Origin of the sequence: Faecalibacterium sp. An122 (genome assembly GCF_002160895.1) — a bacterium.
Taxonomy (GTDB): domain Bacteria; phylum Bacillota; class Clostridia; order Oscillospirales; family Ruminococcaceae; genus Faecalibacterium.
In genome coordinates, this window is the sequence record NZ_NFLL01000005.1 from 89,932 (window position 1) to 106,568 (window position 16,637).

A 16,637-nucleotide genomic window follows, 5' to 3' on the forward strand; every position below is an offset into this window, starting at 1 on the left:
GTTCAGGGGAGCAGGCGATCAGCTTGCTTTGGCCAGGCAGGATTCAAACCAGGGGGCCAGCAGGCGGCCGAACAGCTGGCACAGCCGCCCGGTCAGGAGGGCGGCGGCCACGGTGCCGATGCCAATGCCCACCGTGTGACCGGTGCGCACCAGCGCATACCCGGCCGACAGGACAATCATGATGATGTCAAAGGTGTACTTGGCGCGGCCGAAGTCCCAGCCAAGGGCATCGCCGAAAGCCCGGACCATCCCGTCGGGGGCGGCGGGAACCAGATCGGTCTGGACCACCAGGGTAGTTCCAAAAGCCGTCAGGGGAATGGCGCCGCACAGCAGCAGAAGACCGTCGGCCAGACCCTGAGCCTGAAAGGTCAGGACGTAGTCGTTGAAAAAGTCTACGATCCGGCCGATCAGGATGCTCATGGGAACCTGAAGGAGAATCTTCCACCCCAGAGAGCGGCGCAGCAGGCACTGGGCGCCCGCAAAGACGAAATAGAGTAGCATGGTGGCGGTGCCCAGGCTGATCCCCTCCACTTCGCTGAGGGTGTAGGGGGTGGTGTTGATGGAGGCCACGCCCAGGCCGGTTTTGGTGTTCAGGACGATGCCGAAACAGAGAATCACCAGTCCCGCGCAGAAGGTGATTCCCCGGCGGAACGCGGCGCTCACAGATTTGCCCCGTTGCTAGCGATCAGATCCCGATACCAGTAGTAGCTGTCCTTGATGTACCGCTTTTTGCTGCCGTTGCCGTAGTCGTCCTGATCCACATAGATGAAGCCATACCGCTTGGTCATCTCACTGGTGGAGGAGGAAATGATGTCGATGGGACCCCACATGGTGTAGCCGATCACATCCACGCCGTCCTGGGTGACGGCGTCCATCATGGCCCGGATATGAGCCCGCAGGAACTCCACCCGGTAGGGGTCGTGGACGGTGCCGTCCGGCTCCAGGGTGTCCATGAAGCCAGAGCTGTTTTCCAGGATAAACAGGGGTTTGCCGTACCGGTCGTACAGATGGTTCAGGGTGTAGCGCAGGCCCACCGGGTCGATCTGCCAGCCCCAGGCGTTGGCCGACAGATAGGGATTTTTGTAGGCGCTGGCCACGTTGCCGTTGGTCAGCTCCAGCTGGGAGGTGTCCCCGGCGCTGACCATGCTGTTGTAGTAGCTCAGGCCCACAAAGTCGGCGGGGTTCTGGCGGATTTCCTCCAGCTCGGCCTCGCTGGTCTGGAGCTGGATGCCCTTCTGATCAAAATAGGCCCGGGCGTAGTAGGGCAGGGGACGGCCATTCAGGCTGTCCAGGAAGTAGAGGTTTTTCATCCGGTCGTCAAACTGGGCGGCCAGGCTGTCCTCCGGCTTGCAGGTGTAGGGGTAGGTGGTGAAGTAGGCCACCATGCAGCCAACTTTGTTTTCGGGGTCGATCTGATGGGCCATTTTGGTGACCCGGGCCGCCGCCACAAACTGGTGGTACAGCGCCTGGAACAGCATCTCCTCATAGTTGGGCTGGCCCTGATCCACCACGCCCATGGTCTTGGGGCCGGCCTTCAGGCTCATGTTGATCTCGTTGAAGGTGACCCAGTAGCGCACCTTGCCCTTGTACCGCTCCATCAGGACGCGGCAATACTTTTCGTACAGGTCAATCAGCCGGCGGTCGCTCCAGCCGCCGTACTTTTTCACCAGGTAGACCGGAAAGTCAAAGTGGCTGATGGTCATCAGCGGCTCCATCCCGTGGCTGCGGATGGTGTCGATCAGGTCATCATAGAAGGCCAGGGCCTTTTCGTTGGGCTGGGGCTGGTCCCCCTCGGGGAACACCCGGGCCCAGGAAAAGGAGTATCGGAAGCATTTCAGCCCCATGCCGGCCAGGAGAGCAAGGTCCTCCTTATAAGTATGATAGAAGTCGATGCCCCGGCGCTTGGGGTATTTGATGGTGTCGGGGTCGGCCTCCGCCTCGGCGATGGTCTCCATGGTGATTTTCATTTGGCGGGTGACCTTGTGGTCCACCTTGCCGAACTTCATCACCTCGGGGATGGTCATGGTCTTGCCGTCCTCCAGCCAGGCGCCTTCCGCCTGGCAGCCGGCCAGCGCGCCGCCCCAGAGAAAGTTGGAAGGAAAATTTCTGCTCATGGTTGATTACCTCGGTCAATGCTTACTCTTTTTCGTCGATGCCCACCACGCAGGTAAAGACGGCGGCCAGGATGAAGGAGGCCAGGACCATCAGGGGAATCCAAATGAAGCCGGCGTCACAGTTGAACACAGGCAGCGAGAGGATGCCGGGCAGGGCGATGGCGGTGGCGTAGCCGTTCAGCAGGCCCAGGATGCCGGAAGTGATGGCGGCAGCGGTGCAGGCGCAGAAGAAAGGCTTCTTGTACCGCAGGGTGACGCCGTAGATGGCGGGCTCAGTGATGCCAAAGAAGGCGGTGATGCAGGCCGACAGGGCGGCGGTGCGCATGGTCTTGCTGCGGGTGCGGATGGCCACGCCGAGGGCGGCGCCGCTCTGGGCGATGTTGGCACAGATGGCGCTGCAGAGCATGGCGGTCATGCCGGTCTCAGCCACCAGCTGGATCTGGATGGGCATGATGGAGTAGTGCATGCCGAACATGACCAGGATGGGCCGTAAGAAGCCCAGCAGGGCGCCGGCCACCAGGCCGCTGACCGAGAACAGCCAGGCGATGGCGTTGGCCAGGTAGGAACCGATGTAGGCGCCGATGGGGCCCAGCAGGGCCAGCTCCAGGGGAATCATGATGAACAGGGTCACCATGGGCACCAGGACCACCCGCAGCATGTCGGGGATGATCCGGTTGACGAAGTCATAGACGTACTTCAGGACGAACACCGACAGGATGATGGGGATGACGGTGCTGGTATAGGTGACGGTCCGTAGGGGAATGCCCAGGAAGTCCAGGCTGACGTCGGCGTAGTTGACGGTGAAATAGATGTAGCCGCCGGCCAGCAGCATGGCCAGGGCGCGGTTGGTCTTGAATTTTTCTGCAGCGGTGATGGCCAGCATGAAGGGCAGGAAGTAGAAAATCAGCTGGCCCATCATGTTCAGGACGGTATAGGTGCCGCTGGAGGAATCCAGGCCCAGGGCCACCGCAATGTTCAGCACGCACTGAATCATGCCGCAGCCCACCAGGGCGGGCAGGATGGGGGTGAACATGCTGGCAATGGTCTCGGCCAGAGCGTTGATGGGGTTCTGCTTTTTCTTGGGCAGGGGGGCGCCGTCGTCGTCCACTTCGCCGCCGGCTGCAATCTTGTAGGAGGAGATGATCTCCTTATAGAAGGCTTCCACCTTGGCGCCGATGACCACCTGGGTCTGGCCGCCCTTGTTCTGGGCGGTGAGGACGCCCTCCACGCTGCCCAGATGATCCATATCCACCTGGGCCTCATTCTTGACCACAAAGCGCAGGCGGGTGGCGCAGTGGGTCAGGCTCTGGATGTTGTCAACGCCGCCGACATACTGTACGATCTGCGACGCACTGGTTTTGATGTCCATGGTTGCTCCTTTCTGTTCCAAGGGCGGGGCCGGGGATCAGTCCTGATCCGGCTTTTTCTCCCGCGTTTCCAGAATCACGTTCATGATGTGATAGATCAGATAGCCCTGTTCTGCATCCGATACCTTGCGGTGATAGTCGCGCTCAATCATCCGGGCGATGTCCTTGACGCACAGGAAAGCGTCGGGGAATTCCAGCCGGCCCATATTGTACATCAGAAGGTTGGTTTCCTGTTCGCTGGCGGGGTCCAGAATCCGTCGCGCAAAAAATTGCAGATGGCGGATGAACCGCTCATACCGCAGAGAATTCTCGTTCAGGTGCACCTCAAAGGATGTCTCGATGATGCAGAGAATCTTCTGGATGATATGGGTGATCTCCAGCAGGTCGTCGAAGCGGCCGTCGATGGAGGCGCTGACAATGTGCAGGGTGATGAAGCCGATTTCGTCGGGGGAAACGTTGATGCCGGTCCGCTGGGCAATGATCTGCCCGGCCTGCTCGGCCAGCTGATACTGCTTGTGGTACAGCTGGCGGATGTCTGGCAGCAGGGGATTGGCCAGCACTACACCGGTCCGCTCCCGCTCAAGGGAAGTGGAAATATGGTCGGTGAGGGTCAGAAGCAGGCTTTCCTTGACGGGATAGCCCTGGGAACGGATCATGGAAAGGATTTCTTCCGAAATGGACAGATAAACGTCCGCCTGGTCGATGCTGCTGAGGATGGTGTCCAGCCGGCTGCCCAGACCCGGGTCACTGAGCAGGTACCGCTTTTCCACCAGCGCTTCATCCAGCAGGTCGCCGGCCTTTTTTCCAAAGACCACGCCCCGGCCGGTGACAATCATGTCCTGGCCATCGCCGTCGGTGACGGCGGCGCAGCTGTTGTTGTATATCCGTGTGATTACCATGGTGTCCACCTCCTTTGTCTTTGTGTTGGGATGCAGAGCTCTGTTTTAAACGTTCCGGCCTCCTTTCCGCTGGAAAAGCCGGCCTGAAACAGAAAAAAGCAGGCTCTCCCACACAGCAAAAAAACGATAGTCCAACCCTTCAGGGGGCTGGATATCCTGTTTTGCAAGACCGTGGTTAAGCCTACTTTCGTAGTTGCCTTCCTTGTTTCTTGTGATACAAGAATAGTGAAAAATTCACATTTTGTCAATACGATTTCGTTGTAAAAGTCATTTTTGGAAGTTGTGCATAAAAAAGTCTGTCGATTTTGTGCACAAGCGAAGGCCCCTGGAATCCGATGCCTGCGGATTCCAGGAAGCGCTCCGTATTCGGCTGCCGGTTAATTAAATGACCACGTCAAACAGCCCCAGCATCACCGGCATGGTTGCGATGGACAGCAGGGTGGACAGGACATAGAGGGAGCTGGATTTCCCGGCATCCTGGCCGTACAGCTGGGCCATGGAGGTGATGGTGGTGCAGGCCGGAGTGATGGCGGCCAGATAGACGGTCATCAGGATGGCCTTGCCGTCGGGCAGAAAGGATACAGCCCCAGACACCCACAACAAAGCCAGAGCGGCCAGGGGATAGATCAGCAGCCGCAGAGCAGCTGTAAGGTAATAGCGAGGGGTGCACAGCAGCTGCTTCAGGGGAGATTCCGCGATGGCCATGCCGGCCAGCAGCATCCCCAGAGGCCCCATCAGATTCCCCATGCTGTCCATGGCCCCCACCAGGACGCTGGGCAGGGGGATATGGCCCAGATAGAGCACAGCGCCCACCAGGATGGAGATCAAATTCACGTTGGTGAGGATGGATTTCAGACTGAGGGAGCCGGCGCCCCGCAGAACCGTGCTGCCGTGGGTCCACAGCAGGACCAGCTGAACAATGATGAAGGCACAGGAGTAAATCACATATTCCTGACCCAGAAGGGCCTGTACCAGCGGAATCACCAGAGCACCGGCGTTGCTGTAGATGGCGGTGGCTCGCTCCACCGCATCCAGCCCCAAAGGCCGCCGCAGGACGACAGTCAGGGCCAGAAACACGATGTGAATAGCTGCAGCCGCCCCAAAGGAAACCAGCAGGCCGGCGCGCACCTGGGGGCTGTCCTGGATCTGAAAAGCGTCGATGATGACGCAGGGAATCACCAGATAGACCAGAATCACCGACAGCACCTTGCTGTCGGCCGCCCGGAGCAGGCCGGTGCGGACAATCAGATAGCCGCAAAACAAAATCAGGAACAGCTGCGCAATCTGCTGCGCCAGCAAAAGGGCAATCTCCATAGAACATACCTCCTCACCCGGAAACAGAGCGGGCATAAAAAGAGAGATGCCCCAAAGGGCACCTCTCTGCGTGGGACAGGCTTACTTGGATGACGTGTCGTCCTCCGTGGTTTTGGTCAGACGGGCGATGTGCAGCGCCAGATAGGCGGTCTCCTCGTTGGGAAGAAAGACGTTGTATTTGCGCAGCAAAAAGGTGCGGATTCGCTCGGCGCAGTCGGTGGCTTCGGGATAGCCGCTCTGCATCTGCCGGAACAGGAAATCATCCTCGCTGTCCATCAGCTTGCCGGAGAAAAAACGGTCGGCGAAAAACTGCAGATGGCTGATGAACCGGGAAAAATGGATGCTCTCGGTGTTCAGGCTGGTGTGCATGCGGTAGGTGACGATGTTGGTCAGCTCGCCGATCAGCAGCGCGGCCTTCATGGCATCGCCGCCGGCCCCCACATCCTGGCGGGCGTTGACGATGTGAAAAGCGATGTTCCCGGCTTCCTCCTCGGGCAGATCCACACCCAGAAGCTCGGAAGTACGCCGCAGGCCCCGCAGGCCCACCTCAAATTCCCGGCGGTAAAAATGCTTGATCTCCCAGAAAACCCGGTTGGTGACCACAATGCCCTTCTTCTGGCGCTCCACTGCAAAATGAAGGTGATCGGTCAGCATCAGGTAGATGTGGGGAGAAAGGGTCACCCCCATGGACGTCTCCGCATCGGCCACAATGTCCTGGGTCAGTTCCAGATACACCGGCGGGATGGAGGAAAACAGCTCAATCATGGGCTGAGCATCGGGGTTGGACAGCGGAATGAAAACCCGGTCTGAAGGCTGACGGTCTATGGTTTCCCCGGGGCGGCGGCCATAACCGATTCCTTTGCCCAGCAGGATGGATTCCTCTCCGTTTTCATCCTGCACCAGCACGACGCTGCTGTTCAGCACCTTGCGTATCTGCATGGGGTCATCACCGCCTCCTTTGTGTTGATGCTGTCTCGGTTCAGGTCAAATCCTCTCCGTTGGAGGCAATGACTTTTTTGTACCATTCAAAGCTGTCCTTACGGCTGCGGGCCAGGGTACCGTTGCCCATATCGTCCTGATCCACATAGATGAAACCATACCGCTTGCTCATCTGGTTGGTGGATGCCGAAATCAGGTCGATGGGAGCCCAGCTGGTATAACCCCACATCTCCACGCCCTCGTCGATGGCCTTGCCCATCTCGCTGATGTGCTGGCGGAAATACTCGATGCGGTAGGGGTCGTGGATGGAGCCGTCGGGTTCTACAGTGTCTTTTGCGCCGATGCCGTTTTCCACAACCATCAAAGGCTTGCGGTAACGGTCGTACAGCTCAATCAGACTGTAGCGAAGGCCCTTGGGGTCGATCTGCCAGCCCCAGTCGCTGGTGGCCAGATAGGGATTCTTGACACCCAGGACGGTATTGCCGGGGGTGCGCTCGGCGTTGGGGTCCACCGACTCGGTCATGGTCATGTAGTAGCTGCAGGAGACAAAGTCCACGCAGCCCGCTTTCAGGATGGCGGCATCTTCCGGCTGGGTCTGAATATGGATGCCCTTGCGCTCAAACATCTTGAGAATCAGGCGGGGATATTCACCCCAGACGTGGACGTCGGCGTAGAACAGGTTCTCCAGGTTTTTGGCCTGGGTGGCCAGCTCATCGTCGGGGGCACAGGTGCGGGCGTAGGTGGTGAGCTTGGTCAGCATGCAGCCCACCTTGCTGCCCGGGATGACTTCATGGCAGTCCTTGACCACCAGAGCGCTGGCCACCAGCTGATGGTGCAGGGCCTGGTAGCAGACCTCCAGCAGCTTGTCCTCCGGCACGCGGCTGGGGATGATGCCGGCGGTGGTGAAGGGGTGGCGGATGATGCTGTCCACCTCGTTGAAGGTCAGCCAGTACTTTACATCGTTCTTGTACCGCTCAAAGCAGGTATGGCAGAACTTGGTGAAGCAGTCGATGACCCGGCGGTCGTGCCAGCCGTTGTACTTGGTGGCCAGGGCCAGCGGCATCTCGTAGTGGCTCAGAGTGACCAGCGGCTCGATATGCAGGCGGTGCATCTCGGCGAACAGGTCGCTGTAGAACTGGAGGCCGGCCTCGTTGGGCTGGGCTTCCTCGCCGGTGGGATAGATGCGGGTCCAGGCAATGGACACCCGCAGCATGGTAAAGCCCATCTCGGCAAAGAGGGCCAGGTCCTCTTTGTAGTGGTGGTAAAAATCAATGCCGCGGCGCTTGGGGTACCAGGTGTCCTCGGGGTCGGCCATGGCTGCGGCGATCATCTCGTCGTTGATGGCCATGTGGGCCTTGTAATCCTTGACGTCGGTGTTGGGCTTATAGGTGGCCACATCGGCTACGCTGGGACCCTTGCCGTCCACGTTCCAGGCGCCTTCCACCTGGTTGGCAGCGAGCGCGCCGCCCCAGAAAAAACCTTTGGGAAAACTCATTGTACAGCCTCCAACTTCATCAGGGCGGCGCCGGGCTTGACTGCACCGTCCGCCGCCGGTGTGACGGTAAAGGTGTCGCCGTTGGTCACAACGATGGGGGTAGTGGTGTCGAATCCGGCGGCCTGAATGGCTGCGATATCAAACTTCATCAGCAGCTGGCCCTTCTGGACCTTGTCGCCGTTTTTGACAGCGGGAGCGAAACCTTTGCCTTCCAGTTTTACAGTATCCATGCCAATATGCATCAGCAGCTCAGCGCCGGTGCTGGTGACCATCGAAATGGCGTGCCTGGACTCAAAGACCGACTCAATGGTGCCGTCCGCAGGGGCGTACAGCTCTCCTTTGCTGGGAACCACGGCGATGCCGTCGCCCAGAATTTTCCGGGAGAAAACCTCATCCTTCACGCTGGTCAGGGGAACTGCCTTGCCCTCCAGAGGGCTGGCGATGGTGCAGCTGGCGGGCTTGGCGGAAGAATCCGGAGCAGCCTCTGCGGAAGGAGCGTCGGTGTCGTCCTCGTCTTTGTAGAGGATCAGGGTCAGGATAAAGGATGCGGCCACCGAGATGGCAAAGCCCACGCAGGCCCAGACAAAGTTCATGCTGTTGGCGGGGTCAATGTACATGGCCATGCTGGCAATGCCGGGGCCGACTGCGGCGAAGGCCTTGATGCCCATAAGGCCGATGAACAGGCCGCCGATAAAGCTGGACAGCACCACCGCAATGGTCACCTTGCGGCGCTGCAGGGTGACACCGTACAGAGCGGGCTCCGTGATGCCGAACAGGCCGGAAATGCCGGCAGAGATGGCAGTGGAGCGGAGATTTTCGTCCTTGGTCTTGATGGCGACCGCCAGGCAGGCGCCGCCTTCCGAGATGTTGTGAGCCAGCGAAGCGGGCAGATACAGCATATCGAAGCCGGGATCAGCAATAGAGGCAACCGCATAGGGGACCAGAGCCTTGTGCATGCCCAGGGAGATCATGAAGGGCAGGATGGCGGCCACCAGGGCGACGGCCAGCCAGCCCAGAGTGTTGTACAGGCCGAGGATGGCAGAAGTCAGCAGGCTGCCGATGTTGTAGCCCAGAGGTCCCAGCAGGAGCAGACCCACCGGGAAGGCCACAGCAAAACAGAACAGGGGCACAAAGAACACGCGGATGGCCTTGGGGCACCACTTGTTGCACCATTTTTCCAGGAAGGCCATAAAGATGACGATCAGAATGGAGGGGAAAACCTGGCCGGTGTAGCCGATGCTCTGAATGTGGAGACCAAAGAAGTAGGCGCCGCCCTCGGTCGCCAGCAGGGCGGAGGTGCTGGGAGAGATCATGGCCGCAGCCAGAGCCACGGCAACCAGTTTGTTGCAGCCGAATTTGGTGGCGGTGGTGAAGGCTACCAGAACGGGCAGATAATACAGTGCCGCGTCGGCCACATTATAGAAGACCTGATACACCACGTCGGAGGAAGAGAGGAGGCCGAAGGTGGTGAAGATGGTCAGGATGGCCTTCAGGACGCCGGCGCCTGCGATGGCGGGAACCAGAGGCTGGAAAATGCCCACCATGTAGTCCAGGATCAGGCCGCCGATGTTCTTTTTGCCGCCGGATGCAGCGGCGGGGGCTGCGGCGTTGAAGCTGCCCAGCTTGAGCAGCTCATCGTATACCTCGATGACATCGTTTCCGATGACCACCTGGCACTGGGGACCGCTTGCGATGACGCCCATGACGCCGGGGGTCTTTTTCAGTGCGGCAGCATCCGCCTTGGCGGGGTCGGCCAGGGTGAAGCGCAGCCGGGTGGAACAGTGTTCCAGATGCGAGACGTTTTTATCTCCGCCCACCAGGCGCAGAACGTCCGCAGCAGTCTGCTTGTAGTTTTTCACTTGAGAAATCCTCCTTGTTGACTGTACACATCCTTTGCCATTCGGCCAAAATGGCAAAAGAAAAAGACCCAACAGAACACAACCTACAGCTTCCCCCTCTTGTGATAAAGAAATGGTAAGCCTGGGATGTTCCGTCAGATCCTGCCTGCATGACCAGTGACATGTCCAACCGGTAACTTGTATCCATAGTATAGTAAAATGCACGCCCCGACGCAACATCCAATTCACACAAAATTCATACTTTCAATTTGTGCAGATATACTTTGACAGGGCGTGAATTTGTTCCTGGACAAAGCAGAAAAGACGGCAGGCATGGCCCGGATGGAACGGTAGCTCATACATGGCAAAGCCCTCCTGCGGAAGATTCTCTTGCCACAGGAAGCCTTTTCGCTGCCTGTTGAGGCGGTTTAAAATGGATTGCTCAAGAGAACAGGCGATGGGTCCGTTTTGGCCGGAAAGGATTCAGACCGGGGGCCGGCAGGCTGAAAAATCGAAAAGCGGCAGAGGCTTTTGGGCCCTGCCGCTTTTGTTTATCGGGAGAGGCACCAAATTTTAAATCCTATGCCTCCCGATGTTATTCGTCCTTTTCCTTGTGGCGGTTCCTTCGATGCAGATACACTTCCTTGTTAAAGGGGACGATATAGGTGCATTCGTAGTGAATCGCTGTAATGTTGCTGTGGACAAAGACCCGACCGTCCCGCAGGTAACCCCGTGAAGTGATACAGAAAGCCGGTTCGCCTTTTTTGCAGCTGAGCAGACCTGCTTCTTCACGGGTCAGCTGGGTGGGACGGTAGGTGGTCATAAAACGTGAGATGCGGTAGCCTTGTTCCATCGCAAGGTTTTGGATGGAATCTTCCACGCTCTCTCTGTCCACATAGGGAAACAAGGTGCAGGGAAGGTAGCCCGTCTCGATCTGGGTCTTGATATAGTTCATGATCCGTACCCGGCGGAACTCCCATACTTCTTCGCTGGCATCAATGTCAAAAATCCGGATCAGCTCCGGGCCCGCCTTTATTTTGCGCAGGGACAGCATTTCAGAGCGAAGGGTACTGTACTGGATCTGGGTGGCTGAATTGTAGACCATCGGATATTTTTGGACGTTTCTCCGAATGTAGATACCGTCTCCGCGCTGGCGGTGAATCATGCCCATCCCTTCCAGACGGTTCAGGGCCTGCTGGACGGTGTAGCGGGATACCCCGTAGTCTTGTGCCAGGACACGTTCCGCCGGCAGCTTTCCCTCAGGAAATTGATGCTGAAAGATCTTACTGATCAGATCTTCGATCAAAAACTGCGTCTTTTTGGCTGTCATCCTGGCACCTCTTTTCGATCTGTCACGGTGTAACCAGTGTTCCGTCCGGCACACGGCTTTGGGTCCACTCATGGGGACGATAAGTACAGGGATACTGGCCGGCCAAAGCCTCGTCAAAGTCGACGCCGATGCCCGGGCGGTCTATGGGATAGAAGTAGCCGCCGACCGGTTCCGTGTACCCGGGGAACAGGCTCTTGGTGTTGTCTTTCAGTTCGATGTTTTCTTGAATGGCAGCGTTATGACAATGGATGTTCAGGTGGGTGTTCACGGCAAGCCCGATGGGGGTGATGTCCGAGGGAGTATGCCAGGCGATGCCCACGCCATAAGCATCCGCCACCGAAGCCACCTTCAGCGCCGGCGTGATGCCGCCCAGCTGAGACACATGACAACGCAGGTAGTCGATCAGACGGCCTTCCAGCAGGGGCATCCACTCGGTGGGATTATTGAAGAGCTCGCCGGTGGCAATGGGGGTGGCGCACTGGGTGCGCAGCTGGGCCAGCCAGGCGTTTTGATCCGGCGGCAGCAGATCCTCGATGAAATAGGGGTGGTATGCCTCAACCTGTTTGGCAAAGTTGAGGGCCTGGGTGGGGCTCAGTCTCTCGTGCACATCGTGCAGAATATGGAAGGCGTCTCCATATTTCTCACGCAGCAGCCGGAACATGGTCAAGGTGTTCCGCATATAGTCGTCCGGGTCAAAATAGGCTCCGGGCAGGGGATGCTCCGGCGTCTGGAGGTGGTCCGGATTCCCGCCGTAAAAGCCCAGCTGGCAGCGGATGTGCCGGTAGCCTTCGCTGCGGATGCGCTCCACTTCTTCATAGAGCTGTTCCATGGTATCTGCCACGGCGTGGGTGTAAGCGGGAATGGCCGTGCGGGCACGGCCGCCCCACAACTCATACAGCGGCATCTCGGCCAGCTTGCCCTTGATGTCCCACAGAGCCATGTCCACTCCGGACACTGCATTGTTCAGGACCGGACCGTTGCGCCAATAGGCGTTCACCATCATCAGGTGCCACAAATCCTCGATTTCGTTGGCATCCCGTCCAATCAGAAGGGGACGCAGGTATTCCTGAACGGTGGTCTGGACGGCCAGAGGCCGCTGCTGAAAGGTGGCGCAGCCAACGCCGTAAACACCCCGGTCGGTCAGAACCTTGACCACCACCAGATTGTGGCGGTCGGGGCGAACCACATAACATTGGACATCTGTGATGATTGTCGCTTTCACAAAAAGAACCTCCTTCGTTTCTGCTGCAGACTGTTTCCTGTCCACGCAGCCTGGACGGCATTGCAGACAGGGGATGTGCCATGGATTTCAGAACGGGCGGTTCTCCATCAGCGCTTTGATTAAACCACACAGCTTCGCCTTTCGTCAAGAGTTGCTGATTTTTCTAATAAAAGTTAATAAAAAACAGTCCAATTTTCCTGGACTTGTTTTGAGAAAATGAAATAACATGCGATTTATCGATGGATATGCGCGGGTGGCATCGAAATCCTGCCGGTTTTTAACATTTGCCCATTTCCGGCGGACTTGCTATACTCCTTTCCAGAAAGCGGGCGGCCCATGAGGCCTGGCACGGGATGAAGCCAGGCGACCCATTTGCGGTAGAAGATCATCCCGAACGGAAAAAGACAGGATACACAAATGGAATGGTCTGAACAGGAGGACTGTTGCGATGGAACTCTCAAAGTCTGTTGCCAGCATCATTGCGCATGTTGGCGGTAAGGAAAACATTGTAAATGTGTGGCACTGTATGACCCGGCTCCGCTTTGAGCTGGTGGACTACGACAAGGCTGATATGGAAGCGATCAAAGCGATTCCGGATGTGATCGGCGTCCAGTTCGCCAAAGGACAGGTGCAGATTGTCATTGGCACCACCGTGGAGAAATTCTATACCGAGGCCATGAAACAGCTGGGCCTGGATGCGGCCAAAGAGGCGGACAAAGCCCCGGCGGATGAACCCAGCGGCGAAAAGAAGGGCCTGGTTTCCCAGTTCATGGATCTGATGTCCGGCATTTTTGGACCCATTGTGCCGGCCATTGCAGGCGCCGGCATGATCAAAGGTCTGATGACCGGCCTGGTTGCCCTGAATGTGATTTCTAACACGACGGACACCTATTGATTATTGATATGCTGGCCAGCGGCGTATTCAATTTCCTTCCCTTCCTGGTAGCGGCTTCCGAGGCCAAAAAGCTGAAGACCAACCAGTATCTGGCCATTGCTCTGGCAACCGTCATCATGTACCCCACCATGGTGAATGCGGCTGCCGCCGGCGAAATCAGCAACTTCTATCTGTTTGGGATGATTCCTGTCCCGGTGTTTAACTATTCGAGCTCGGTTATCCCCATCTTCTTTGGCGTGCTGCTGATGAGTTATGTGCACCGCTGGGTGGACCGGATTATTCCCAGTGCAGCCAAAACCGTGATTGTCCCCACCCTGACCTTGTTTATCAGCGGCATCCTGACCCTGACCGTCGTGGGCCCCATCGGCATTTATCTGGGCCGTGGTCTGGCATCGGTTGTCAACACGGTTTATGACATCAGCCCCGTTCTCTGCGGCGTCTTCTTTGGTGCAATTCGCCCTGTGTCGATTCTGGTGGGTATGCACCACGCCATGACCCCCATTGCCATGGAAAACTTCGCCTCTCAGGGCTGGGATATGCTGATGCCCATGATGTTTGTGGCAAACCTGTCCATCGTGGGTGCCGCTGCCGGCTGCTACTTCAAAGCCAACTCCAAGTCTGAAAAAACCGTGATCGGCGGCGCTGTGCTGTCGGGCTTCCTGGGCATTACCGAGCCGGCTCTGTTCGGCGTGCTGACCAAGTACAAGATGGCCTTTGTTGCCGCTACGGTGGGCAGCGTGGTAGGCAGTGCCTTCATTAGCTTCTTTGGCGTCCGTCTGTATGGCTACATCACTTCCAGCGTGTTCAGCATTCCCGCCTACATCGGACCGTATTTCCCCTTCGCTGTTCTGGGCTGGATCATTACCCTGGCCGTCTCGTTCTCTCTGTCCTATCTGCTGGTTGTTAAAATGAATCGCAGCTGATCATCCGCTGCGCATAAAAGAGGGCATACAGGTTTGACCTGTATGCCTTTTTATGTGCTGTAATGATACTTTATCATTGCAGAAAATAGTTTGTTTTATAGAATAACTTGGCTTTTATAAAACACACAGAATACAATTTGATTCATACTAAAACATTGGTGGGTTACTTAAAAATAATATTAATAAAATGAAGACTGTTTACAAGTCCTAATTTATCTTTTGATTTTGGTGAAATTACCAGATAATATTGTGTTGATTTTGTGAAATAATCGGCTTTTTGTTCCTTTAGAATTTGTTGTACTGTACAGAGCAAAATTTATTTGCGTTTTGTTCAATAGACAAAAGGAGGAATTTTTGTGACACGACTTAAACGAGTTTTTGCCATTCTTTTAGTTGCGGTAATGACACTTACTCTACTGGCAGGTTGCGGTAAAATACCTGATCCATCTACTTGGGATATAAAAAATGGGGTGTTAATTGTTCCAGAGGGTGTAACAAGACTCAGCAAACAGCAGATTGAGAAGGTTTCAGGCAATTTTACGTCCGTTATTTTACCTGCCAGCCTTACCTCCATTGGAGATAGTGCCTTCGAGGGTAACACTGCCTTGGAAAGCGTTACCTTTGAAGCCGGGGACAATACACAGCTTACTCCCGCTGGATGGATGAATTTTACCTCGGTTGCAGCGGCTATAAATATCCCTGCCCGTGAAGCGGAGAACACCTATATTATTCCTGCGAGTCTCACCTCCATTGGTGCTCAGGGGAGTACCGTGTTGAAAAGTATCACGGAGGCAACAGCGAGCAACTATACAAAACTGAATTCCACTGCTGGATGGATGAATTTTGCTGTTGCGGCAGCGGCAAATGCCCATAAATCCAGAGCTGCAGGCAACTGTAGTATAGGGAAGAAGGCTTTCTATGGCTGTACAAGTTTAACTACTATTACTGGCTGGAGCCATATCGTTTCCATTGGTTCCAGCGCTTTCCAAAACACCAATATTAGTGGCAAAATTGATTTGAGCAATGTTACTTCCATTGGTGCAAGCGCTTTTGAGGGCTGTACTGGTATCCGAGGCAGCCTGGATTTGAGCAGTGTTGTTTCCATTGGGGTAAATGCATTTAAAGGCTGCATTGAAATCACTGTGGTCATTATTCCGTCCGAGGCGGATGTGGGGGATAATGCCTTTTCCGCTAATGTAACCATTAATATTGGAACTGGTAACAACCCTGATGATGGAAATGGTGGTACTGTTACAGATCCCGATGATAATGATGATGGGGAAGGTGAAATCGAAACTCCTTCTGATCCTGTTGATCAGAGTAAAGTTGAGACACAGCTTCGGAATTGGCTGGCAGGAGCAGGTTGTTCCATTGAGCTGGATACAGCATTTGAAAACGATACTGCTTCCCTGACCAAGCAAATTTCCGGTGCTCCTAGTACATATATTTCCTCTGAAGGCTCCCAGACCCAGCCCTTTAAAGAATTGCTTGCTGACTTCCAGGGTCTCTGCCGAACTTTTTATAACACTTACGGCAGCGACGTAAAAGAGTCTCTTGCAGTCCCTGTTGTTTTGTCTGGCGATCTGACAGAAGATCAAGTGGTAGCTACGATTCAATCTTACTCTGCTCCTTCCGAGGATATACAAGAGTCTGTCAATGATGCCAAGAAAATGGGATACACAACCTATGTGATTTGCTATACAGATTACGCTGTAAATGCAACGGATCCCAAGGACAGCGCATGGATAGTATATTGGGCTATGTATGGTGTTCAAGATAAAGTTGATGAACCCACTGTTGAGCGATGCACTGATCTGGAAGCATACGCTACAAAGGTGCTCAATGACAATCAGATCACTCCATTGGATACTACTACACAAACACTCTTTGCCACACATGCAGAAAAGTATGCCCTTGAGATCTTTAATAACTACGACGATTATGGAACTTTGGCTTCGGAGTGGACTAAAACTTGTGCGAATACAGTTGATGCGGATTTGTCTAGATTTCATATTATTTCCTTGAGGCATAAAGGTACTAATCCTAGTCAGAAAATTGCTGAGGAAACAACAGAAAGTTTGACGGATCTTTCTGATCGGAATTTTACGTTAACTGACTTTAATTACTTTGTTCGTGTATACAAGGTTTCGAATGCCGACAGCTACATTTATCTTTTGATGGCGCTTCTTTATGATGTTCCTGAAAATGAATCATAATTAATAAAAAGCCAGGGATCAGGCAACGCTGCTCCCTGGCTTTTCTAAATTCCAAATAGTTGGGCGTTATTATAGTCACTTCAGG

At 55.6% G+C, this 16,637-nt stretch carries 13 protein-coding genes; 3 read left to right on the forward strand and 10 right to left on the reverse strand.

What is annotated here, in order from left to right:
• Positions 1-18: 18 nt before the first annotated feature.
• The 10 genes from B5E67_RS05455 to B5E67_RS05500 all read right to left on the reverse strand — a co-directional run bounded on the left by B5E67_RS05455 (position 19) and on the right by B5E67_RS05500 (position 12,518).
• Positions 19-663 carry a DUF6198 family protein gene (locus B5E67_RS05455; protein ID WP_087383663.1) on the reverse strand — a complete coding sequence of 215 codons (645 nt, stop codon included), beginning with the start codon at positions 661-663 and terminating at the stop codon, positions 19-21.
• On the reverse strand, positions 660-2,114 hold the full coding sequence (locus B5E67_RS05460) for a family 1 glycosylhydrolase (RefSeq protein ID WP_087383666.1): 1,455 nt from the start codon (positions 2,112-2,114) through the stop codon (positions 660-662). The genes B5E67_RS05455 and B5E67_RS05460 overlap by 4 nt, the downstream gene beginning before the upstream one ends.
• Positions 2,115-2,136: 22 nt before the next feature.
• On the reverse strand, positions 2,137-3,483 hold the full coding sequence (locus B5E67_RS05465) for a PTS transporter subunit EIIC (protein WP_087383669.1): 1,347 nt from the start codon (positions 3,481-3,483) through the stop codon (positions 2,137-2,139).
• A gap of 36 nt (positions 3,484-3,519) precedes the next feature.
• Positions 3,520-4,380 (reverse strand): PRD domain-containing protein, encoded by an 861-nt coding sequence (locus tag B5E67_RS05470; RefSeq protein ID WP_087383672.1) that lies wholly within the window; start codon positions 4,378-4,380, stop codon positions 3,520-3,522.
• A 381-nt stretch (positions 4,381-4,761) separates the two neighbouring features.
• Complete coding sequence (locus tag B5E67_RS05475; protein WP_087383676.1) at positions 4,762-5,694, reverse strand: AEC family transporter; 933 nt, start codon at positions 5,692-5,694, stop codon at positions 4,762-4,764.
• A gap of 81 nt (positions 5,695-5,775) precedes the next feature.
• The gene (locus B5E67_RS05480; RefSeq protein WP_087383679.1) at positions 5,776-6,633 is read right to left on the reverse strand and encodes a PRD domain-containing protein; all 858 of its coding nucleotides are present in this window, start codon (positions 6,631-6,633) and stop codon (positions 5,776-5,778) included.
• A 40-nt stretch (positions 6,634-6,673) separates the two neighbouring features.
• Complete coding sequence (locus tag B5E67_RS05485) at positions 6,674-8,128, reverse strand: family 1 glycosylhydrolase (protein ID WP_087367870.1); 1,455 nt, start codon at positions 8,126-8,128, stop codon at positions 6,674-6,676.
• Positions 8,125-9,987 carry a beta-glucoside-specific PTS transporter subunit IIABC gene (locus tag B5E67_RS05490; RefSeq protein WP_242956796.1) on the reverse strand — a complete coding sequence of 621 codons (1,863 nt, stop codon included), beginning with the start codon at positions 9,985-9,987 and terminating at the stop codon, positions 8,125-8,127. Before B5E67_RS05490 ends, B5E67_RS05485 begins: the two co-directional genes overlap by 4 nt.
• 574 nt (positions 9,988-10,561) lie before the next feature.
• Positions 10,562-11,296 carry a GntR family transcriptional regulator gene (locus tag B5E67_RS05495; protein ID WP_158098851.1) on the reverse strand — a complete coding sequence of 245 codons (735 nt, stop codon included), beginning with the start codon at positions 11,294-11,296 and terminating at the stop codon, positions 10,562-10,564.
• Positions 11,297-11,318: 22 nt separating this feature from the next.
• Positions 11,319-12,518 carry an enolase C-terminal domain-like protein gene (locus B5E67_RS05500; protein ID WP_087248673.1) on the reverse strand — a complete coding sequence of 400 codons (1,200 nt, stop codon included), beginning with the start codon at positions 12,516-12,518 and terminating at the stop codon, positions 11,319-11,321.
• Between the two features lie 448 nt (positions 12,519-12,966).
• On the opposite strand from B5E67_RS05500, the gene B5E67_RS15710 reads away from it, so the two are divergent.
• The 3 genes from B5E67_RS15710 to B5E67_RS05510 all read left to right on the forward strand — a co-directional run bounded on the left by B5E67_RS15710 (position 12,967) and on the right by B5E67_RS05510 (position 16,552).
• The gene (locus tag B5E67_RS15710; RefSeq protein WP_204246529.1) at positions 12,967-13,413 is read left to right on the forward strand and encodes a PTS transporter subunit EIIB; all 447 of its coding nucleotides are present in this window, start codon (positions 12,967-12,969) and stop codon (positions 13,411-13,413) included.
• Positions 13,410-14,336 carry a PTS transporter subunit EIIC gene (locus B5E67_RS05505; RefSeq protein ID WP_204246530.1) on the forward strand — a complete coding sequence of 309 codons (927 nt, stop codon included), beginning with the start codon at positions 13,410-13,412 and terminating at the stop codon, positions 14,334-14,336. Before B5E67_RS15710 ends, B5E67_RS05505 begins: the two co-directional genes overlap by 4 nt.
• Positions 14,337-14,692: 356 nt before the next feature.
• Positions 14,693-16,552, forward strand: a complete 1,860-nt coding sequence (locus B5E67_RS05510; RefSeq protein WP_087383689.1) for a leucine-rich repeat domain-containing protein — start codon at positions 14,693-14,695, stop codon at positions 16,550-16,552.
• Positions 16,553-16,637: the final 85 nt, after the last annotated feature.